Below are 22,241 nucleotides of genomic sequence, written 5' to 3' on the forward strand. Positions count from 1 at the left end.
TACGATATGCATATAAACAATCAAAAGGAACATGTATAATTGAACTATAAATTCCTTCCTTAATCATTGGAAGGAATTTAATAGTAACAAGGGCTATTTTTAAATCAGTTAATATTAACATTAAAGGAAACTCCAGGGACACAAACATTGATTTATAAAACTGCATTTGTTCCTCTATTTTGTTTATTTTGACTTTTGGATAGCACCACATGCCCATCAACTTAAGAATTTAGAATTACCCCAAAATAAAAAAAATAAGCTTTTTGTTACTTAATAACGGTGTGTCTGTAGCCCTAAAAGGGGCATTTAATTATTAGAATATAATTATTACATTATCGCATACAGTAAAACATATATTTAATAATAGGAAACAGGATTAATACCTTAGCTAAATTTAAATGATTCGTACTATATCTATCAAGAAAAACCTATTCAAGATTAATTAAAATTCAATTATCTGAGCTTTTTTCAAATCAGCAAACCATTCACCTATTATATCGTTATGATGCTTAATAATTTGGGATGCCGATAATAATGTAGTGTCATATGTACTATGCCCATCTTCAACAAGAGTAACATCATACCCTAAGCTATATGCACGTCGACACGTCGCATCTATACATATTTCAGACTGAACGCCTGTAATCACAATGTGTTCGATGTCCCTTTTATTCAATTCTTGTTGAAGACTTGTTTCATGAAATGAATCAGGGTGGTTTTTTTCAAGAACGATATCTTCAGATAGTGGAGCTACAGATTCATGAATTGCCCATTCCGGATTTCCATGCTCTAATAAAGATCCTGTTTTCCCATTAAACTTCATGTAAAAAATAGGCGCTTGGACAGTACGAGCTTTATGGATTAACAATTGAATGTTTTTTAATAATTCAATTCCTTTATATAGCATTCTTTCTTCTTTAAATGAACCCACTTGTACATCTATAATAAGCAATGCTGCATAGCCTTTTATCATAAACGACCACCTCACATTTTGATTAAAATCATACAAGTAAAATATGTATAAAATAAGTATCCATTTTTAAAGTATCCAAAATGGATAGAGAATATAAATATGTGGAATCATGAATTTTTTTATCTTCAAGCTAGAAATGAATACATTAATAAAGTTTGTATTGCTTAATGTAGCCTAGAGGTGTTTGAATGTAGTGAATTTCGCACGTACAGTGTTAAGTGGCGCAAAAGATGGAGATAACTTCAAAGTCTTACCTATCGCAACGATGGGGATGAAGAATGACCATAAATAGAACCTGTTGTTTATAACAGGTTCTAATCAGAGTTATAGGCTCAATTACAGGAACTACAGATCTACTGGGGGGTAGTGTAATTCCTGATTAAAATTAAGATATGTTAAAAAATTTTAAATATGATTAATCAAATGATAACTAAACAAAATCGTTATTTTAAAGTGACTCAAAAAAGAGCACAGATATAAATGTGCTCTTAGAGAGGTAGGTTAAGTATCCTATTGGCCATTGTTCAAAGTTAATATATGTACGTTTAACTAAAAAGTGAAAAATAAAAACAGGATAGTTAGAAAAAAGCTAACTGTTTCATTGCAACTTGTAAAAAAGAATGTGGGAGGTTCAAAAAAGAAACTATATATAATTATACAAGTAAAACAGAATTGTACAGCATGAAAAGGAGCACTACATAAGTGAGTGCTCATCGATAAGGAGGTAACTTTTTTAGCTAAACACCCTTCTTAAAGAATATGCTGGAAAAGTGGGAAATAAAACTAAAATATAGTAACTAATGATGTTATGAATAACAATTTATAGGGAGAGGTTTAATGTTGTTATTATTTAAATAATAAAGCAGCTAGCTCAATGAACTAACTGCTTTATTGTCCAACAATAACGATACCCACAATACGTTGTAACTTAAAGTTACAACTATAGTATAAACGGAATTAAAAATATTATGTAAAATTAAAAGTGAGCTAAATAAGGAAACTAAAAAGAGCACTAGGTACAAGTGCTCTTTAAAAGAAGACCCTATGAGTTAATAGCTACATATCCGTAATATATGATGACAAACAAGTTAATATAAAAGAGCATTCAGCAGAAAACTAACTGCTCATTCCTAGAAGAAAAGGAAAAACAAAATTAAAGAAGTCACTGTGAATTCAAGCTGCATCAGCCCATCTATAGCATTGGACATAATGAATAGAAACAATAAGGTCATTAAAACTCACTTATAAAAACGTAAAGGAGGCACTGCTTAAATTGTAGTATCTCCTTTTAAAAAAGTTAAGTTCAGCTTTACTTCTGAAATCAAAACAGATAATAAAGTTGTTTATTTCCTTGTGAAACTAAAGCTACCATATAGTTGAATAATATAAATTGTTTTATTCGAATATATAGTTTTACCATTGACTTTCCGTCCTTATCCAATAACGGAGTAAATTCCCCTGCATATCCACTCAACTAAATAAATGATGAATTCCTATTTCTTTATCTAGGGGTAGCGTCAGGAAAATGCGGATTTACAACGTTAAGGAATTCAATATAAAAAAGCCTAATTTCTCGGTGTTGCAAGAGCTTAGGCCTTTTTAAAAAACTATAAATACCGTTTGAATTAATATTAGGATCCATCTTGGTACTTCAACTTTCCGGAGTTAACTAAATTAACTTTAACTTTTAAATTCTTTATACTGTGTTCATTTAAGTAAAACGAGTCTGTTTTTACTTCTTCTTTCCATTTTCTTGGATTCTGACGGTATAATGATTCACCTAATTTGTAGATATCTGCATTTATTTCTATTCCTTTTTCAAAGGATTTTAGAATTTCTAATTTGATAATATCTTCAGTTTTTGTAATCAACTCTTTATCACTAATTTCCTTGATCTTCTCATTTATTCCAGCTTGAACTTCAACTCGAATATTAAAAAGTATGGGCTTACTACTCATAATAGGGGAAATTGTAATCTTAGGTTTCTCTATCACTACGGAAACAACAGCGCTATCATTCTCAATAATCCACACAGGAGATCGAACGTTTTTTTCATCCATCCATCTTAGACCGTTTAAATCAGTCTCAGAAAGCCATCCTTCTAGGCGATTATTCCTTACAAAGAACGCTCCATCATTTCTTAATAATGGTGCTTTTTTGGATTCTTCTTTCCAATTTTCTGTTGAAATTTTAAGTGATGGGATATAAGCAGTTTGCCCCATCGGATCACTATCTCTAATAAATTGATAAAATTGTTTAGGTTGTATGTAAGACCGTTGTTTATATCTTTCCTTTGGTTCATGGAGAATGGTAGACAACCCCGATAATGTAAAAAAGGCTTTTGTTTTAAGTATATCATCAATGGGTTCCTTTGTAGCGTATAAGAGAATATTATAGCGTATTTCTCGGTACCGATTAATAAAATCAATAGAGTCTTTAATATCTTGTCTGAGCAGTCTTTCGCTTAATATTATTGTAGATACATGTCCCCAAAAAAGTCTTTGTTGAGCATCCTTATATAATTGATTTAATGCTTCCGTAATGGTAAAACCTTCACCTCTTCCTATCCACACTGGTGGTTGTTTATCAGGTCTAGCCCCCTCTAACTTAGCAACGTTAGAAAAGTCAAGTAACTGAGCATAAGCTATATATTTTCCTTCTTTAAAATCTATACCAAGAGCTGCAACATAATAAATATCTTGAACTTCTTTAATATTCCAACATCCAGATAACATTGCACTAGTGATAAGCATCATAATTATTAGTTTTATTTTGTGCAGCTTCACTGTTTTCCTTCTCCTTCGTCCGTTTTAGAACTATCATTGGTTCGGAGATAATCAACTCTATGTCTATAACTTCTCCACGGTAAACGAAACAATCCCTTGAAAAAATCTGAACTAGATTTTGGGAAAACTAAAGCTAAGTAAGGGATTCCAAAGGAACGTAATCTTGAGATATAAAGAACGATTACGAATCCGGCAAGCATAAATCCATATAACCCCATCAAAATTGAACATAATAGTACAAACCCTCTGAGTATGGATACTGCTCCTGCTAATATTTGGTTTACTAAGGTATATCCCGCAATAGCAGATAAAGCAGTAATAACAATGACAGAAGGGGAGATAAAACCCGAACGGATTGCAGCATCCCCAATGATTAGTCCGCCTACCACTGAAAGGGTTTGACCAAGGGGGGAGGGTAATCTTTGACCGGCTTCACGGAACATCTCAAAAAGGAACAAAACAATTATAAGCTCAAGTGGTGCTGGAAATGGTAGACCTGATCTTGCAACAGTCACAGTCGCAAGAAGAGGGAAAGGAATTTGATCTTGGTGATAAGCAAGTAATGCCATCCAAAATCCGGGTAGGAAGACAGCTAAAAGAAATCCTATCCACCGATAAAAGCGTGCAAATGATACAGTTAGAAAATTAAAGTGGGAATCTTCTGCAGCTTTTATTAAAAAAGTTATAGTAACAGGAGCGATAATAACAATTGGGGAGCCATCAATTATAATCACTACTCTACCTTGCAATAAGCATTCCACTGCAAAATCTGGTCTAGCTGTATCACCACAAAGAGGAAAAATAGATAAAGATTGTTTCGATACCATCTCTTGAATTTGAGTTGAACTAATTACGCCATCGATATCAATTAAAGTTAGACATTCTCGAATGTTATCTAAAATCTCTAAATTAACTACATCTTTTAAATATAATATCCCTATTTGAGTTTGGGTCCGTTTACCTAACGTCAACGTTTGATAAGACAAGGTGGGATGTCTTAATCTTTTACGAATAAGTGCCACGTTTGTTGAAATATCTTCAATAAAATTGTCTCTTGGCCCACGTACGGATATTTCGTAATTAGACTGTTCAGTAGAACGGTTTGGTTTATTTGAAGCATTGACAGAAAAAAAGGTAAGCGACTTAGGAAAATACAGAACTAAATTTCCGTTAAATATTTCCAAAGAGATAGACTCTAACCCTTCTCCCACTTTTAAAGGTGTCCACTCTAGCTCTTGTTGATACTTATGGATTTCTTCCTTTAAGAAAAGATATTGATGTTTTTGAGCTATTTTTTCTAATTGAGGAATAACAATCTGATTTATTTGTTTTTTGTCCACTAAACTTTCGCAATAAATGAAAAAGGTCTCAACAGCTTTTTCTTCACTCCCAATTTTATGGAGAACAACTTTGACATCCTCACTATTTTGATATGTTGAACGTATTTTTTCCTCATTTAATATTGGATTTGGTTTATAGATAGAAAATTTTCCATTACCCTCTTTTTTTGTATTCTGATTCCATCTTCGCAAGGATTATCTCTCCTTTCCTCTTTTTAGAAAAACTAAAAGTCCTAATACTATTGAAAAGGAAAGTAAAAATAAAAAAGTTAAATGAAAATAAACATTTTGTAAAAAACGAACAAATTCGATATCACTTATAGGAAGAAGAACAGCCACAAATGTAATTAGTGAACTGATTCCTATTAATACATTCCTTTTTTTCTCGTTTTTAAATGAAAATAATTGTCCAATAATATATAAACCAAAACTAATCCTAATAAATCCACCTGATAACCATTGGTAAATTGAAAAGAAATCTACATGTTCGATATACTTTCCTATCTTCAATAATCTCCATTCTTCGTAAGCAGGATACCTCTGATTAGAAGCCTCTTCAGGTCCAAAAATAGCAATAGAACCCAATAAAGGTCCAAGCGTTAAGCCTATCAATACTAAGCCGAGCATAATAAAACTCCGTGACTTGATATTCATTTTTAATTTATGTTGAATAAAAAATATTAAAATCACTTCTAGCAGAGAACCTAAACTATAGACGGTTCCTTTGATAACGGGTGTCAATCCATTCTCAAGGATAGGGAATAATTGAGAATAATCCTTATGTGGAAAATTAAGACTCATAACGAAAAAGCCTAATGCAACAACAAATACTAATAAAAAACCTGAGAGAATAGATAAGGTTGTAAAGGTAGAAGTTGCAGCAAAAAAGCAGATAACTAAAAATAGCATTGCTAATATAGGCGCAGGACTTTGTGGGAAATAGGATGTAACGGTCCATACAATCATATCCTTTAAGGTAACTCCAATAAATAAGAGGATAAATATATATATTAAAAAACATAATCCCCTTGCAATAATTTTGCCAAAATGGTTATTTAACCATGAATACAGATGTGTATGGTCTAATTTTTTCATAATAAATTGAATAAAAAGTAACCAACCGAGAATGAATCCTCCAGATAAGAGGACAGAAATCCACGAATCCCTCTTTGAGATCGCTAATAACATAGGAATTACCATTACGTGATTCATTAAGCCAATACTCATCATAAACAAAACAAATACTTGTGAAAAATTTGCTTTATGTGATTGCATTGTTAAACCTACTATCTGATTAGGATTTAATAATTAATGAGCAAATAAAATAAAATTTATTTCTAGGTTACTCAAAGGTATTCTTTCCATTTATTAATTAATTATCCATAAAACACCTCATATTATACTCATTAGCATCAAACCATCCCCACACGGTTTGGAATATTTTTGCGATAATCTCCTAAAGGAAGCGCTTCAGGTAAATGGTGATTACAACAATAAGGAAATTTCAATATAAAAAGCCTAATTTCTCGCCAACTTAATCGAGAAATTAGGCTCTTTTTTCGTTACTCCATAAACAGCATTCTATTACTGAATATGTAATTTACTTCGGGATAACAGGGACCCAGAGTTCGTGTCTTGGTTTATGCTTCGGACCGTAATAACATTCTATACACGGTAAATTTGCAAGTTCATACTCGGAGGTAGGGACCCACTCGGAATATAAACGTTTCCATGCATCCACTATGTTCGGAAAAACTGCCCATGTACTTGCGGGAATAATAAGCGTCTCCATATTTTCTGGGGATTCCCCATCGTATCTTACGCCCATGAAATAGGAAAACTTTTCATCTGTGATGGCTGCTTCTTTTCCGCAAACCCCCAGAAGGCTTTCAAGCGTGCATTTTGGGTTTTCCCATGACATATCTACTAGTTCTTGCATAAATCCATCTTTTTTCGCAGTGTTCCAAAGCGTAGGGATTGTTTTAAATGCTCTGCTTGTTTTTACTGGCTTGCTTTTTCCGACAATTCTTAATTCAAAATCAAGGTTTTCAATTCTGTAGTCCATCTCGGTATCTCCTTTAATAGAAATTTGAAAGGAAATTTTGGGAAAGGCTTTTAACTGTACCCCTCTATTACGAGCATTGGAAGGGGTTACCCCATGCATTTTTTGAAAAGCACGTGAGAAAGTATCAGAAGAAATATAACCATATTTAATTGCCACATCGATGATCCGAATATCACTTTTTTGAATTTCAAATGCTGCAAGTGTTAACCGTCTTCGTCTAATATATTCTGATAGCGATACACCTGAGATTGAAGAGAACATTCTTGAAAAATGAAACTCAGAACAGTTAGCTGCTTTTGCAATCTCTTTGTAGTCTATTTCTTCATCCAGGCTATTTTCAATGTAGTTTAACGCATTGTTCATTCTTTCTAGCCAATCCATAAGTTTACTCCCTTTCAATATTTACTTTAAAACAAAATAGATAATAATTACCGACATTTCATGCCTAAAAATGTTGGTGAAAAAATACACCTTTTGATAGAATCAGGACAAACTATTTGTTTCTTTCCGATAGATTTCTATATAATGAAGCCCTAGATACATTAGTAATTTCACAAATTTGATTTACAGTCATGCCGCCTTCTTTATATAGTTTTACTGCATAATTCATCCCTGCGTGATTTTTATGATACTTCTTTAAACGCCCCTTAAACTTTCCTTCTTTCTTTGCTAACTCAATCCCTTCACGTTGACGCATACGGATAAGGTCGCGCTCTAATTGGTTCACACCAGCCATTACTGTAATTAAGAATTGGCTGTATGGATTATCCTCTGATAAATTTAGCCATGTATCCTTGAGTGATTTTAAGCTTGCCTTTTTCCTTCGTATTAAATCAATCAATTCAAATAAATCCTGCGTACTCCGAGTGATCCGAGTTAAGTCTGTAACATAAATAATGTCGCCTTCCTGTAAATCCTGCAACATTTTTTGAAGTTGCTCGCGATTCTTTGTTGCACCAGAAACTTTTTCTTCAAAAATAATATCCATCCCGATTTCGTTTAATTGCTGAAATTGCCTTGAAGGATTTTGGTTAGTCGAACTGACACGTATATAACCAATTTTCCGCATAATATCACCTCATTTTTGAGATAAGTCTTATGAGACACTCTTAAACTATGATTTTATCAGTCTACTATTGTCAATTTAGGAGTTATTTTGCACCTATTTTAAGCGCTATTTTGCACTATGAGTAAATATAAAAAGCCCAATTTCTCATTAAAATTGAGAAATTAGGCTTTTTTCGTTGCTCCATTAAAGCGCCCTTTTCTGGAACAACAACATTTTCATTTAATGCTTTTTCATCCACTCTGATTTATTCAATATATAGTGATTATATAATTCATTTTCTATCGTTTGTTGACTCAGATAAGTAAATCCGCATTTTTCAATAACTTTATTTGATGAAACGTTGTTAATTAAAGCTACTGCGTTAATGACATCTAAATTTGTATTTGTAAACAAATAGTTAATCAATCCTTTAGACGCTTTAGTAGCGTATCCTTTCTTTTGAAATTCACTTGAAATGGCATACATAATTTCTCTATTCGGTGAAGGTAGCTCATCTTTAATGCCTGTACAGCACCAACCAATAAATTCATCTGTTTCCTTAATAAATACCCCTAGTTTTAAAAAATGACCATCTATGTTTGATGTATTTACAGCGGCATCAAGAAAGGCTTTATTTGCTGGTATTTCATAATTGGTAACCCAATCTACCCTTTGTTCTTTTGTTGATTTCCAGTCTGGCAAGAACTTAAATATTTCGGGTTGATTTGAAATTCTGTATATACTATCTGCATCTTTAATGGAAAACTCTTGGATATATATATATCCGCAATCTATTCTAAATAATCTTTCTGATGTTTTATGCTTCATAACTCTACCCCTTATAAGTCATATTTTCATTACTTCTTTTAGTGAGCAATCTTATTCCATTTAAACTCCCTTTTCCTTAATGATAATTATCTCAAAATTTAATTATTTATACAATCACTTATTCCAGAATATGGACCGATTGCGGAACAAAATTAAAAAAGCGCTTTTTATCAAAAAAGCAGCCTGCCAATATTTCTTAAACCCAATATTTGTTCCAAAACTCGTCCTTTTCTGAACACGCTTCTTTTTGATTTAAAAGAAGCGTGTTTTATTGTCTTATATGTAATAAAACTCTGTTCATTATTCTATGTTCAATAACCAATGTGTTTCTATCTTATGTTACAATGGTAATAGAGTAAAAATTAGAAAGAGTGATAATTGGTGTTAATTGGATATGCACGTGTATCTACAGGATTACAAAATTTAGATTTACAAACAGATGCACTAACTCAATATGGTTGTAAGAAGATTTTTCACGATAAAATGAGTGGAACAAAAAAACAACGTCCTGGTTTAGAGGAAGCAATTCATTATGCACGTGAAGGCGATACAATTGTAGTTTGGCGATTGGATCGTCTAGGACGCAACATGCAAGATTTGATCCAAATTGTGAATAACTTAAATAAACGTGGTATTGGTTTTCATAGTCTTCAAGAAAACCTAACAATGGATAAAAGTAATGCAACAGGACAATTGATGTTTCACTTATTCGCAGCTTTTGCTGAATTTGAACGTAATTTAATAGAAGAAAGATCGGCTGCCGGTCGAGCGGCAGCTAGAGCAAGAGGAAGGCTCGGTGGCAGACCAGAAAAGTTTGGATTGAAAGACATAGAAATGATGAAATCCCTAATTGAAAGTGGTACACCTATCAAAGATGTCGCAGAAAAATGGGGTGTATCTCGTACTACAATTTATCGCTATTTAGAAAGACAATAAATCGGAAAGGTGGTTATTAATGCAAAATGAACATCCTCCATTAACGGCTTATTCAGAAGAACAACGTCGAGAAGCAATGGTAAAGTATAAAATCATTGCGCCTTATCTTACCGATGAGAAAACATTAACTGTTATTATAAAAGAAACCGGTATTGCCAAAAGAACGCTGCAATACTGGATTCAGGACTATAAACAAAATGGATTAAAAGGTTTAATTCGAAAAACAAGAAGTGATGCCGGCAAAACACATTTAGAGCCAGAAGTTGTCGTGTCGATCGAACAATTGATATTGAAGTACAAAAGGAATTCATTAACGTCTATTCATCGGATGATTTGTGAGCAATGTCAGAAAAAAGGCTGGGAAAAACCAAGTTATTATCAAGTGCATAAGGTATCACAGTCCCTTTTGCCAAGCCTGAAGAAGTTAGCGCATGATGGCCAAAAAGCATACAACAATCAATATGATTTAATTCATCGAAGAGAGGCAAGCTACCCCAATGAAATTTGGCAAGCAGACCATACCCCATTAGACATTATAGTTTTAAATGAAAAAGGAAAACCAGAAAGACCTTGGCTAACAATCATTTTAGATGATTATAGCCGAGCAGTCGCTGGATATTTCTTAACTTTTGAAAATCCCTCTGCTATACATACATCTTTGGTCTTACACCAAGCAATATGGAAAAAAAGCAATCCCGATTGGAAAATATGTGGGATTCCTGAAATATTTTATACAGACCATGGGAGTGACTTTACATCCAACCATTTAGAGCAAGTAGCAGTTGATTTAAAAATTAATCTAGTTTTTTCTACAGTTGGTGTTCCAAGAGGGCGTGGGAAAATAGAGAGATTCTTTTTAACCATTAATCAATTGTTTCTGCAAGATTTACCCGGTTATTTGGGAAATCAGACTAGCACTTCACTTCTTACCATTAAAGAATTAGATGAAAAATTATCAAATTTCATTATAAGTAACTATCACCATAGGGTTCACAGTACAACAAAAAAAGAACCGATACAGGCGTGGAATAATTCTGGATTTCTTCCCAATATGCCTGAGAGTTTGGAAAGTCTTGATTTATTATTGCTAAATGTAGCGAAACCAAGGAAGGTTCATTCTGACGGGATTCACTTCCAAGGACTTAGATATATAGACACAAATCTAGCTGCATACATTGGAGAAACTGTCATTATTCGTTATAATCCAAGAGACATTGCGGAGATTCGAGTGTTTTATCAAGATAAATACTTATGTACGGCTATTTCCCCTGAAATCTCCGATTATACAGTAGATTTAAAAGAGATTGTTTCAGCACGAAATAAAATACGGAGAAGTCTAAAAAAGCAACTCGATTCTGGAAAAACTGTTGTAGAAGAAATTGCCTTGTCAAAGAAAAAGGATCTAGAGAACAAAATAAATGAACCTACCAAAAAGTCAAAGTCAAAGTTAAAGAGGTATTTCAATGAATAAAGGTCAAAAATTTATTGAAACAAAAGAATATAAGCGATTTGCCGAGTTTTGTGATGCATGTATCAAATATAAATATATAGGCATTTGTTATGGATTACCGGGTGTAGGAAAAACATTGTCCTCAAGGTATTATGCAAATTGGGATTCCATTGAAAAACAAATAGCTTATAAAACAGCAAATGAAATTGGCCAAGATGCAGATGAAAAAATACTTGAGGCTAGGACAATTTTTTATACAGCTCCAGCTGTACGAGCCACTAAAATGACTGACGAGATTCATACTATTGGAATTAGAATGAACATGGTAAGAACTATGTATAAAGTACTTACTAAGGGAGAAGAAGAAAAGTACTCCACTGACGCTTATGAAGATATCGACCTGATTATTGTTGATGAAATAGATCGCCTAAAAGTACAAAATTTAGAACAACTTAGGGATATCTACGATCGAAATGATATAGCGATGATATTAATTGGAATGCCTGGCATTGAAAAGCGATTAGCTCGATACCCTCAACTCTACTCTAGAATTGGATTTGCCCATGAATTTGATAAACTTAGTAAAGATGAAACCCATCATATTTTGGAATATAAATGGAGAGAGTTAGGACTTTCTATAAAGCTTGAGGACTTTTCCGATTATGAGGCAATAACTAGCATAATAAAGATTACTGGAGGGAACTTTAGGCTCATACAGAGACTGTTCACTCAAATTGAAAGAATACTCGAAATTAATAAGCTTGAAACAATAACAACAGAAGTTGTTGAAGCCGCACGAGATAGTTTAGTAATCGGAATCAAGTAAATAAAAACGCTATCGTTTTATATGATGATAGCGTTTTTATATTTACTTATAATGCAAAATATTACTTAAAACAAGCGCAAAATAACTCCAAAAGTGACAATCATAGTTAAGAGTGTCTCATAAGACTTATCTCAAAAATGAGGTGATATTTTGCGGAAAATTGGTTATATACGTGTCAGTTCGACTAACCAAAATCCTTCAAGGCAATTTCAGCAATTAAACGAAATCGGGATGGATATTATTTTTGAAGAAAAAGTTTCTGGTGCAACAAAGAATCGCGAGCAACTTCAAAAAATGTTGCAGGATTTACAGGAAGGCGACATTATTTATGTTACAGACTTAACTCGGATCACTCGGAGTACGCAGGATTTATTTGAATTGATTGATTTAATACGAAGGAAAAAGGCAAGCTTAAAATCACTCAAGGATACATGGCTAAATTTATCAGAGGATAATCCATACAGCCAATTCTTAATTACAGTAATGGCTGGTGTGAACCAATTAGAGCGCGACCTTATCCGTATGCGTCAACGTGAAGGGATTGAGTTAGCAAAGAAAGAAGGAAAGTTTAAGGGGCGTTTAAAGAAGTATCATAAAAATCACGCAGGGATGAATTATGCAGTAAAACTATATAAAGAAGGCGGCATGACTGTAAATCAAATTTGTGAAATTACTAATGTATCTAGGGCTTCATTATATAGAAATCTATCGGAAAGAAACAAATAGTTTGTCCTGATTCTATCAAAAGGTGTATTTTTTCACCAACATTTTTAGGCATGAAATGTCGGTAATTATTATCTATTTTGTTTTAAAGTAAATATTGAAAGGGAGTAAACTTATGGATTGGCTAGAAAGAATGAACAATGCGTTAAACTACATTGAAAATAGCCTGGATGAAGAAATAGACTACAAAGAGATTGCAAAAGCAGCTAACTGTTCTGAGTTTCATTTTTCAAGAATGTTCTCTTCAATCTCAGGTGTATCGCTATCAGAATATATTAGACGAAGACGGTTAACACTTGCAGCATTTGAAATTCAAAAAAGTGATATTCGGATCATCGATGTGGCAATTAAATATGGTTATATTTCTTCTGATACTTTCTCACGTGCTTTTCAAAAAATGCATGGGGTAACCCCTTCCAATGCTCGTAATAGAGGGGTACAGTTAAAAGCCTTTCCCAAAATTTCCTTTCAAATTTCTATTAAAGGAGATACCGAGATGGACTACAGAATTGAAAACCTTGATTTTGAATTAAGAATTGTCGGAAAAAGCAAGCCAGTAAAAACAAGCAGAGCATTTAAAACAATCCCTACGCTTTGGAACACTGCGAAAAAAGATGGATTTATGCAAGAACTAGTAGATATGTCATGGGAAAATCCAAAATGCACGCTTGAAAGCCTTCTGGGGGTTTGCGGAAAAGAAGCTGCCATCACAGATGAACAATTTTCCTATTTCATGGGCGTAAGATACGATGGGGAATCCCCAGAAAATATGGAGACGCTTATTATTCCCGCAAGTACATGGGCAGTTTTTCCGAACATAGTGGATGCATGGAAACGTTTATATTCCGAGTGGGTCCCTACCTCCGAGTATGAACTTGCAAATTTACCGTGTATAGAATGTTATTACGGTCCGAAGCATAAACCAAGACACGAACTCTGGGTCCCTGTTATCCCGAAGTAAATTACATATTCAGTAATAGAATGCTGTTTATGGAGTAACGAAAAAAGAGCCTAATTTCTCAATTTAGGTGATGGGAAATCAGGCTTTTTATATTGGAAATTCCTTATCGTTGTAAATCCGCATTTTCCTGACGCCACCCCGTTATGTACGCGTCAGTTCGACTAGCCAAAATCCTTCAAGACAATTTCGGCAATTGAACGAAATTGGAATGGATATTATTTATGAAGAAAAAACTTCAGGAGCCACAAAAGATCGTGAACAACTTCAAAAAATGTTAGAGGATTTACAGGAAGGTGACATTATTTATGTTACAGATTTAACTCGGATCACTCGAAGTACGCAAGATTTATTTGAATTGATTGATTTAATACGAAATAAAAAGGGAAGCTTAAAATCACTTAAGGATACATGGCTAGATTTATCAGAAGATAATCCATATAGCCAATTCTTAATTACGGTAATGGCTGGTGTTAACCAATTAGAGCGAGACCTTATTCGTATGCGTCAGCGTGAAGGAATTGAGCTCGCAAAGAAAGAAGGGAAGTTTAAAGGACGGTTAAAGAAATATCATAAAAATCACGCAGGAATGAATTATGCAGTAAAGCTATATAAAGAAGGAAATATGACTGTAAATCAAATTTGTGAAATTACAAATGTATCTAGAGCTTCTTTATATAGAAAGCTATCGGAAGGAAAAAAATAAGCATTCATTACTTATATTAAAAATTTCCGGGGATTGTGAAACAACGTACCTAACCAAGCAGGCTATTTCTATAAGGAAGTATCAATATTTGTTTATCTAACTAGGCACGATCATCAAAGGGTTCCGAGTACATTTTAACGGAGATATACGCTAAACTCAGATTTAAAGCAAGGCTGTATTTTCCGAGAACACTTTATAAAAAACAACCTTAGTCAATCACAAACGAAGGTTGTTTTTATAAAGTCATGGTCTAATTAAAACAATTGCTGTCCCAAGAGCATACTTGAGACTGAAAAGGCACCAGCAGGTGGTAAAACATTAGTATATATGGGAGGTCCCAAACGGGGTGTAAAGGTTGTAGCAATCCAATTTCCATATTCACCAGCCAGCAAAGAGGGAGGTTTCATTATAAACCGTCCACTTAAAACGAAATGCCGAATGCTTATAGCGGTCTCATCAAATATTGTCAAGTTGCCAAAAAAGGAGGCATATGGTGAATCGAAACTTATTTGTTTAGCGCTTTCGTCCCAATACCCATTAATCGGAATAGGTATACCACGAAAATTAACTGTACCTACTACTTTGTTGTCTACAATGGAATCAATGGTAAGTATACCTCTAATAATGGATCTCCCCGCAATAGAAGCATCAATCCCCCATACGGATGGAAAGGGGATACTAACTTTGGCTGTCTTTGGAATTTTCAAAATTAACCTCTCCTTGATTATTTTATGTATGGATTGAGTTGTATTTAATCATAATCCTGTAGTAATGATACAGTATATGCACAGAGAATCACTTAGGTGTTTTGTTAAGAAAGAAGCATCAATAATCAATCAGCCTACTGTCTAGATGAAAAGAGTTTGCCTGACCCACGAAAAATATGGAACATTAATTCCTGCTGCTCATACATATGGTCTCGCATTTGGAAAATTTCTTAGCTTTAAAATAAATCATCTGATTCAATGAAATGTAATGCCTATCATCACCTATTTTTATATGTACCTCAGACGAATTCCTATACCTCCGTTACTCTTCGATCATATTGTATTTGTACGAGGTGGTGTAAAATGTTTAAATTATATTTAGATCCTGGTCACGGGGGAGTGGACCCAGGAGCTATTGGCAATGGGATGCAGGAAAAAGAAATTACCTTAAATATTTCCCATAGCATCCGGAATCTCTTGGAAAACCATTATGAAGGCCTGCAAATTAAAATGAGTAGAACAGCAGATATTACGCGCAGCTTGAAAGAACGTACAGATGATGCGAATGCTTGGGGTGCAGATTATTTTCTATCCATCCACGTTAATGCATTTAACGGTTCAGCTCATGGGTATGAAGATTATATTCATAACAGTTTGTCTGATTCATCGAGAACAGCGTTAATTCGGGACATTATGCATGAAGAAATTGTCAAAGTAAATAACTTGCATAACCGTGGTAAAAAAAAGGCCGATTTCCATGTACTGCGAGAAACCAGAATGCCCGCTTTATTAACGGAGAACGGATTTATTGATCATGCAAGCGATGCCCAAAAATTAAGAGACCCGAATTGGCGGCAAGCGGTTGCCCAAGGGCATGTTAATGGGTTAGCACGCGCGTTTAATTTGAAGAGAAAATCGACTAATCTGAAAAGCAATATGGCTATTAAACGTGTAATTGTTGACGGTGTGCAAGTAGGTGCTTACGCAGAAGAAGAAAATGTGTTGAGAACTGTAAAACGCAACCTGAGAACAGCACAAAGGATTATTATTGAAAATGTGTAGTTTCGTTGGGAAAACGGTTGCTTGACTGCGAGCACCTTAAAGTTTTATCAAAATGGATAACTAGGCTGGATGAACAAAATATACGCTAAGCCTTTGATGTGACGGGCTTAGCATTTTTTTCTTGCTCTAAGTTAGTCCGGCCGATATAAGCCAGGACTAGCTTAATATCAGATGAATAGAACGAAGTTGTTGAGGGAATTATAGGGGTACAGCCACACATCCATCAACTTAAGGATTTAGACTATTCTTAAACTTAAAAGCACGTTACTATTCTCTTATGTTAATGAGAAAGGGTGACGTGCTTTTTATGAATATGCATCAAAAACAAGAGCTGTCTTTATTTGCCGAAGAGTTATATCGATATATGTCTCCCGCTACACTTAATCAATTAGCTATAGAAGCAGGTGGAATGAAACGAAAACGTAAGTGCCATGGGCACCATTTTTTATCTTTGTGTGTATGGTTAAATCAACAAATCGCTACAACCTCTCTTACTCAACTTTGTAGTCAATTAGAAACTTCAACAGGAATTTTATTAAGTCCTGAGGGACTGAATCGACGATTTAACTCGGCTTCTGTAGCCTTCTTTCGAAATGTATTTACTACACTTCTACAAGCTAAAATTGGAGGATCATCTACAATTTCTCATTCTCTTTCTGCTTACTTTAAGCGGATTCGCATCCTTGATTCTACAACCTTTCAAGTTCCAGATCGATTCGCAGCTACTTATCCTGGTGCCGGAGGCTGTAGTCATACAGCTGGTGTGAAAATTCAATTAGAGTATGACTTGTTGAGCGGAGAGTTTTCTGATGTGAAAATTGAACCAGGAAAACGAAGTGATCAGGCATATGGGGCGACTCGAATGGACATGACACAAAAGAATGAACTATATATTCGTGACTTAGGGTATTTTCGTTTACAAGACTTTAAATCGATCCAAGATAAGGAAGGGTATTATTTATCGCGTCTTAAATTACCAACTAAAATATATAGAAAAGAATTCGAAACAGTGGTATTTAAAACAAAACCTGCTCAATTGAGACCGGTATATATACAAATTCATTTGGAAGACATCATGAACCAATTACAACCTGGCCAAGTGTATGAATTACATGATGTATATGTAGGGAGCAAAGACAAACTACCCACTCGCATTGTGGTTTATAGATGTACAGAGGAGCAAAAACAGAAACGTCTACATGATCGAGCTATTCGTGAAAAGAAAAAAGGGATTACATATACAGAGCGTACGAAACTTTTACAAGGAATTACGGTATATATGACAAACATTCCTACGGAATGGGTACCGAAAGAGAAAATCTATGATTTATATTCACTGCGTTGGCAAATTGAGCTGTTATTTAAAATATGGAAATCTTGGTTTCGAATTCATCGTTGTAAATCTATTAAACAAGAGCGATTAGAATGCCACCTTTATGGACAACTCATTAGTATCCTATTATGTTCTTCTACTATGTTTAAAATGAGAGAACTCCTGTTACGTAAGAAACAGAAAGAACTAAGTGAATATAAAGCGATGTACATAATTAAAGATTATTTCTTACTTTTTCATCAAGCACTACATAAAAACACCCAAGAATTATCAAAGATTCTCCTTCGTCTGTTTAACCTCCTACAGCGAAACGGACGAAAATCTCACAGATATGAGAAAAAAACAGTCTTTGATATTTTAGGTGTTGTGTATGAGTATACCACTTCTGCCCATCAGGTAGCATAGCGAAAAATTTGAAACCCGTCAGGGTTTATTTGATGTGCCTACTTTTATAACATCTATAAAAGATAATAAAAAACTACGTGGAAAGACCGCATTTTGTATAAAAATATACGTTAAGTTGATGGATGTGGGGTACAGCCACATGCCCATCAACTTAAGAATTTTCACTACCCCCAAGTGACAAAAAACGTTATTCTTTCTAAAAAGCTAGCTAGAAAGGGTGACATTTTTTATGAATCTTTCGATTCAAGATGAATTACAACTATTTTCTGAAGAACTGTATCGTCATTTAACCCCTTCTCTTTTGGAAGAACTCGCAAAAGAATTAGGTTTTGTAAAAAGAAAACGAAAGTTTTCTGGAAATGAATTAGCTACCATATGTATTTGGGTAAGTCAACGTACAGCGAGTGACTCGCTTGTTCGACTATGCAGTCAATTACATGCGGCCACAGGCACTCTTATGAGTCCAGAAGGACTTAATAAACGCTTTGATAAAAAAGCGGTTGAATTTTTGAAATATATTTTTTCGGCATTATGGAAAAGTAAAATCTGTGAAACATCGGCCATTTCAAGCGCGGCGCTCACGTATTTTCAACGAATTCGTATTTTAGATGCGACGATTTTCCAAGTACCAAAACATTTAGCCCATGTATATCCTGGATCAGGTGGTTGTGCACAAACAGCGGGTATCAAGATTCAATTAGAATATGACTTACATAGCGGACAGTTTCTAAACTTTCAGATAGGTCCAGGAAAAAATAATGATAAGACCTTTGGAACAGAATGCTTAGACACATTACGTCCAAGCGATTTATGTATCCGTGATTTAGGTTATTTTTCATTAGAAGACTTAGATCAAATGGATCAACGAGGTGCTTATTATATATCCAGATTAAAATTAAACCATACCGTGTATGTAAAAAATCCGTTTCCAGAATACTTTCGAAACGGAACCGTAAAAAAGCAATCACAGTATATCCAAGTTGATTTAGAACATATTATGAACAATTTAAAACCCGGTCAAACATACGAAATAAAAGAAGCTTACATTGGAAAGAATCAAAAACTATTCACACGTGTAATTATCTATCGTTTAACAGACAAACAGATACAGGAACGTAGAAAAAAACAAAGTTACACTGAAAGTAAAAAGGGTATTACATTTTCAGAAAAGAGTAAACGATTAACGGGTATCAACATATATGTCTCAAATACGCCTGAAGGAGTTGTTCCGATGGAACAAATACATGACTTTTACTCCCTTCGCTGGCAAATAGAAATTATTTTTAAAACGTGGAAATCCTTATTTCAAATTCATCATTGGCAAACTATCAAAAAAGAGCGATTAGAATGTCATGTGTATGGAAGACTTATTGCCATCTTTATCTGTTCTTCTACGATGTTTAAGATGCGTAAACTTCTTTTGCAAAAGAACAAAAGAGAATTAAGTGAATATAAAGCCATTGGGATGATTCAAGATCATGTATCGCTGTTATATCAAGCGATACAGAGAAACACCCAAAATCTAACAAAGATTTTAATCCGTTTGTTCGACCTCCTACAGAAGAATGGACGGAAATCTCATCGATATGAGAAGAAAACTATCTTTGATATTATGGGTGTTGTCTATGAGTATAATGGGTTTGGAAAACAAAAGAAAGCTGCATAATTTTTAAAATGAAACTCGTTAGAGTTTATTTGGTGTGTGTACTTTTCAATACCAAAAGTACATTACGTGTTTTTTAGTTTGTTTGAACGAAAGTTCATTTTGTTTTCGTTCTTAAGTTGATGGGCATGGGGTACAGCCAACATTTCGGAAGTTTTGTACGCTAAGCGAATTTTAACTAAAAAAAGTCGAATTCCTGTACGCTAAGGAACCGACTTTTTTTAACTGACTTGTTCAACTAAACAAGCTACCGTTTGAAATAGAACTTTATACTTCACTATTAATAAGGATTTCACAAGTTAAATTAAGTTAGAATCTTTCCATATTCTTATACAATTAACTAAGGTTTTTTTTTGGAAAGAAAGTTTATATATATCTGGCATAGCAAGCTTCTTCCAGAATTCAAAATCGTATTGTTCATCAAAATAATTCATCATTAGTACCATAATATTTCCATGTGTTCCTACAACAACATTTTTGCCTTCATATTTATCTAAAGCCATTTCAATGCCTTTAATTCCTCTTTGTTGGGCACTCTTGTTTGACTCTCCACCTTCCCAAGAAAAATCAGGGTTGTCCCAAACCTTTCTAATTGCTTGCTCAAAATCATTAACATCTTCCTTCGTTAGCTTTCTTTCTTTAAATTCATCTACAATTTGAATCTCCCTGCCCAGTGTTAATGCTATTCCTTCAACCGTTTGTATAGCCCTTAAATATGGACTTGAGATAACATGATCAATGTTTTCTTCTCTTAGTAACTCTTTGACTTTGTAAGCATCTTTTAGTCCTTTTTCTGATAAGGGTCTTTTTAATTCCTCTGGTGTGTAAGTAGAATGGGCATGTCTAACCAAATACAAATTTGTTAGCATTGGAACCTCCTAATAATATGTATAATTATTTATAAATCCTTTTTTGTGGAATCACTCCTCTAACACCACCTGTGGGGTCATTAATATCGTTAAAGTATCTTGGTATTAAGTGTATGTGACAATGAAAAATCGTTTGACCTGCTGTCTCCCCACAATTCACTCCAATGTTGTAACCTTCCGGTTTATACCTTGAATCCAATAATGATTTACTTCTCTGAAAACAACGGTGGTAAAATCCCTAATAACAACGGTGTGAAATTCCCCAATAATAACGGATAATTATCTCAAAAACAACTTGGAGTGTAGAGAGATAATGATCAAGGATGGGGAATTTTTTATGATTAAAGAGTATCACTCAAAAGGTTGGACTCAGATTGCTATAGCAGAATTAACAGGCTTTGATCCAAAAACAATACGAAAATACTTAAATCAAAATGAGTTACCAAAGAAAAAAAAACAACCTCACGGTAAATTGAAAACAAGCCTTTTAGATCCATATAAAGACTATTTATTAAGACGGTTAAAGGAAGGTACCACTAACTGCGAAGTGCTTCTTGAGGAAATTCAATCTATGGGTTATCCAGGAAAGATGACTATTTTAAGAGATTTCATCAGACCTTATCGCCAGAAACCAAAGAAACAATCGAGTATCCGTTTTGAAACACCTCCTGGAAAGCAAGCACAGATGGACTGGGCAGAGATTGGAGAACATGAGGTTGATGGGAAGAAACAAAAGCTTTATGTATTTATCATCGTTTTAGGTTACTCCCGTATGAAATACATGGAAATTACAAATACGATGAATATGGAGCAGCTAATGAAATGCCACATGAATGCATTTGCCTATTTTAACGGCGTTCCTGAACACATACTCTATGACAATATGAAAACGGTAGTCACCTTACATAGTCCAACACAAATACGTTTTAATCGAAAGTTCGAAGAATTCCTAGCTTACTATGGAGTTGTTCCGAAAGCGTGTAAACCAGCAAGACCACAAACCAAAGGGAAAGTAGAAAGTGCGGTTGGTTACCTTAAGAAGAATTTTCTGCAAAGAAAACAAAAGAATACACTTCATGAGATGAATGAGATGTTAAGTGGATGGCTGGACAAAGTGGCCAATAAAAAACCGAATCAAACGACGCTTGAGCCACCTCTACAGCGTTTTGAAGAGGAACAAAAACACTTATTACATTGGAATACGAGACCCTTATTCCCAATAAGTAAATGGAAGGTTACTTACGTAACGGAAAGCAGCATGATTTCTTATAATGATCGAAACTATTCGGTTCCTTATCGTTATAAAGGGATGGAAGTAAAGGTGAAGGAAACTCTTGATCATCATTTAGAGATCTATTTTGATCTAGAGTGCATCGCTACTCATCCGATTATTTCTGGGATCAATAAATCATTAACGGATATCAACCACATAAAGAACATAAAAAAAGAGCCAGATGTGACACAAAACGGTTTGGCGACCCGTCACATTCAGCCCTCTAATCATGAAGTGGAACAACGTTCACTTCACGTGTATGAAGAACAATTAAAAGCTGGTGATCACAA

20 protein-coding genes are annotated in these 22,241 nt (G+C 34.2%); 10 read left to right on the forward strand and 10 right to left on the reverse strand.

All coding sequences use genetic code 11. The annotated features are described in order from the left end of the window. Positions 1 to 442 precede the first annotated feature (442 nt). The 7 genes from NST14_RS29735 to NST14_RS29765 all read right to left on the reverse strand — a co-directional run bounded on the left by NST14_RS29735 (position 443) and on the right by NST14_RS29765 (position 9,040). Positions 443 to 973: a cysteine hydrolase family protein gene (locus NST14_RS29735; protein WP_000589748.1), complete on the reverse strand. Its 531-nt coding sequence runs from the start codon at positions 971 to 973 to the stop codon at positions 443 to 445. Between the two features lie 1,631 nt (positions 974 to 2,604). Next, entirely contained in the window at positions 2,605 to 3,759 is a 1,155-nt protein-coding gene (locus NST14_RS29740; protein ID WP_000766211.1) for a Ger(x)C family spore germination protein, read from the reverse strand. Beyond that, positions 3,756 to 5,291, reverse strand: coding sequence for a spore germination protein (locus NST14_RS29745; RefSeq protein WP_001255449.1), 1,536 nt, complete (start codon positions 5,289 to 5,291; stop codon positions 3,756 to 3,758). The genes NST14_RS29740 and NST14_RS29745 overlap by 4 nt, the downstream gene beginning before the upstream one ends. A gap of 3 nt (positions 5,292 to 5,294) precedes the next feature. Then, positions 5,295 to 6,374 carry a GerAB/ArcD/ProY family transporter gene (locus NST14_RS29750; RefSeq protein WP_001190586.1) on the reverse strand — a complete coding sequence of 360 codons (1,080 nt, stop codon included), beginning with the start codon at positions 6,372 to 6,374 and terminating at the stop codon, positions 5,295 to 5,297. A 325-nt stretch (positions 6,375 to 6,699) separates the two neighbouring features. Continuing rightward, positions 6,700 to 7,545, reverse strand: a complete 846-nt coding sequence (locus NST14_RS29755) for an AraC family transcriptional regulator (protein ID WP_000383880.1) — start codon at positions 7,543 to 7,545, stop codon at positions 6,700 to 6,702. 112 nt (positions 7,546 to 7,657) lie between these two features. Continuing rightward, positions 7,658 to 8,233 (reverse strand): recombinase family protein, encoded by a 576-nt coding sequence (locus NST14_RS29760; protein ID WP_001226074.1) that lies wholly within the window; start codon positions 8,231 to 8,233, stop codon positions 7,658 to 7,660. Positions 8,234 to 8,452: 219 nt separating this feature from the next. Then, on the reverse strand, positions 8,453 to 9,040 hold the full coding sequence (locus NST14_RS29765; RefSeq protein ID WP_000681199.1) for a GNAT family N-acetyltransferase: 588 nt from the start codon (positions 9,038 to 9,040) through the stop codon (positions 8,453 to 8,455). Between the two features lie 381 nt (positions 9,041 to 9,421). Between NST14_RS29765 and NST14_RS29770 the strand changes: the two genes are divergently transcribed. From NST14_RS29770 to NST14_RS29795, 6 genes are all read left to right on the forward strand, one after another. Further along, positions 9,422 to 9,976, forward strand: a complete 555-nt coding sequence (locus tag NST14_RS29770) for a recombinase family protein (RefSeq protein ID WP_000904909.1) — start codon at positions 9,422 to 9,424, stop codon at positions 9,974 to 9,976. A 19-nt stretch (positions 9,977 to 9,995) separates the two neighbouring features. Beyond that, positions 9,996 to 11,447: a Mu transposase C-terminal domain-containing protein gene (locus NST14_RS29775; protein WP_001178744.1), complete on the forward strand. Its 1,452-nt coding sequence runs from the start codon at positions 9,996 to 9,998 to the stop codon at positions 11,445 to 11,447. After that, the gene (locus NST14_RS29780; protein ID WP_001032575.1) at positions 11,440 to 12,252 is read left to right on the forward strand and encodes an AAA family ATPase; all 813 of its coding nucleotides are present in this window, start codon (positions 11,440 to 11,442) and stop codon (positions 12,250 to 12,252) included. Before NST14_RS29775 ends, NST14_RS29780 begins: the two co-directional genes overlap by 8 nt. Before the next feature lie 150 nt (positions 12,253 to 12,402). Beyond that, positions 12,403 to 12,978, forward strand: coding sequence for a recombinase family protein (locus NST14_RS29785; protein WP_001226074.1), 576 nt, complete (start codon positions 12,403 to 12,405; stop codon positions 12,976 to 12,978). 112 nt (positions 12,979 to 13,090) lie between these two features. After that, entirely contained in the window at positions 13,091 to 13,936 is an 846-nt protein-coding gene (locus NST14_RS29790) for an AraC family transcriptional regulator (RefSeq protein ID WP_000383881.1), read from the forward strand. A 127-nt stretch (positions 13,937 to 14,063) separates the two neighbouring features. Further along, a complete protein-coding gene (locus tag NST14_RS29795) occupies positions 14,064 to 14,639 on the forward strand; it encodes a recombinase family protein (RefSeq protein ID WP_033656251.1) in 576 nt (191 codons plus the stop codon). A gap of 254 nt (positions 14,640 to 14,893) precedes the next feature. Here the strand turns inward: NST14_RS29795 and NST14_RS29800 are convergent, their stop codons facing one another. Continuing rightward, positions 14,894 to 15,346, reverse strand: a complete 453-nt coding sequence (locus NST14_RS29800) for a hypothetical protein (RefSeq protein ID WP_000701227.1) — start codon at positions 15,344 to 15,346, stop codon at positions 14,894 to 14,896. A 363-nt stretch (positions 15,347 to 15,709) separates the two neighbouring features. Here NST14_RS29800 and NST14_RS29805 point away from each other — a divergent pair, with 363 nt between their 5' ends. From NST14_RS29805 to NST14_RS29815, 3 genes are all read left to right on the forward strand, one after another. After that, the gene (locus NST14_RS29805) at positions 15,710 to 16,408 is read left to right on the forward strand and encodes an N-acetylmuramoyl-L-alanine amidase family protein (RefSeq protein WP_000475617.1); all 699 of its coding nucleotides are present in this window, start codon (positions 15,710 to 15,712) and stop codon (positions 16,406 to 16,408) included. A gap of 307 nt (positions 16,409 to 16,715) precedes the next feature. Further along, the gene (locus tag NST14_RS29810; protein ID WP_001055915.1) at positions 16,716 to 18,146 is read left to right on the forward strand and encodes an IS4-like element ISBce2 family transposase; all 1,431 of its coding nucleotides are present in this window, start codon (positions 16,716 to 16,718) and stop codon (positions 18,144 to 18,146) included. A 229-nt stretch (positions 18,147 to 18,375) separates the two neighbouring features. Continuing rightward, positions 18,376 to 19,812 (forward strand): IS4 family transposase, encoded by a 1,437-nt coding sequence (locus NST14_RS29815; protein WP_001053964.1) that lies wholly within the window; start codon positions 18,376 to 18,378, stop codon positions 19,810 to 19,812. A 296-nt stretch (positions 19,813 to 20,108) separates the two neighbouring features. On the opposite strand, the gene NST14_RS29820 is transcribed toward NST14_RS29815, so the two are convergent. Together NST14_RS29820 and NST14_RS29825 are read right to left on the reverse strand one after the other, a co-directional pair. Beyond that, complete coding sequence (locus NST14_RS29820) at positions 20,109 to 20,678, reverse strand: histidine phosphatase family protein (protein ID WP_000957215.1); 570 nt, start codon at positions 20,676 to 20,678, stop codon at positions 20,109 to 20,111. Between the two features lie 25 nt (positions 20,679 to 20,703). After that, positions 20,704 to 20,877 carry an HIT family protein gene (locus NST14_RS29825; RefSeq protein WP_014315595.1) on the reverse strand — a complete coding sequence of 58 codons (174 nt, stop codon included), beginning with the start codon at positions 20,875 to 20,877 and terminating at the stop codon, positions 20,704 to 20,706. A gap of 114 nt (positions 20,878 to 20,991) precedes the next feature. Between NST14_RS29825 and istA the strand changes: the two genes are divergently transcribed. Continuing rightward, on the forward strand, positions 20,992 to 22,241 hold a 1,250-nt coding region (gene istA, locus NST14_RS29830; protein ID WP_203558802.1), incomplete at its 3' end, for an IS21-like element ISBce16 family transposase.

The organism is Bacillus sp. FSL W8-0519 (genome assembly GCF_038005585.1).
GTDB lineage: Bacteria > Bacillota > Bacilli > Bacillales > Bacillaceae_G > Bacillus_A > Bacillus_A paranthracis.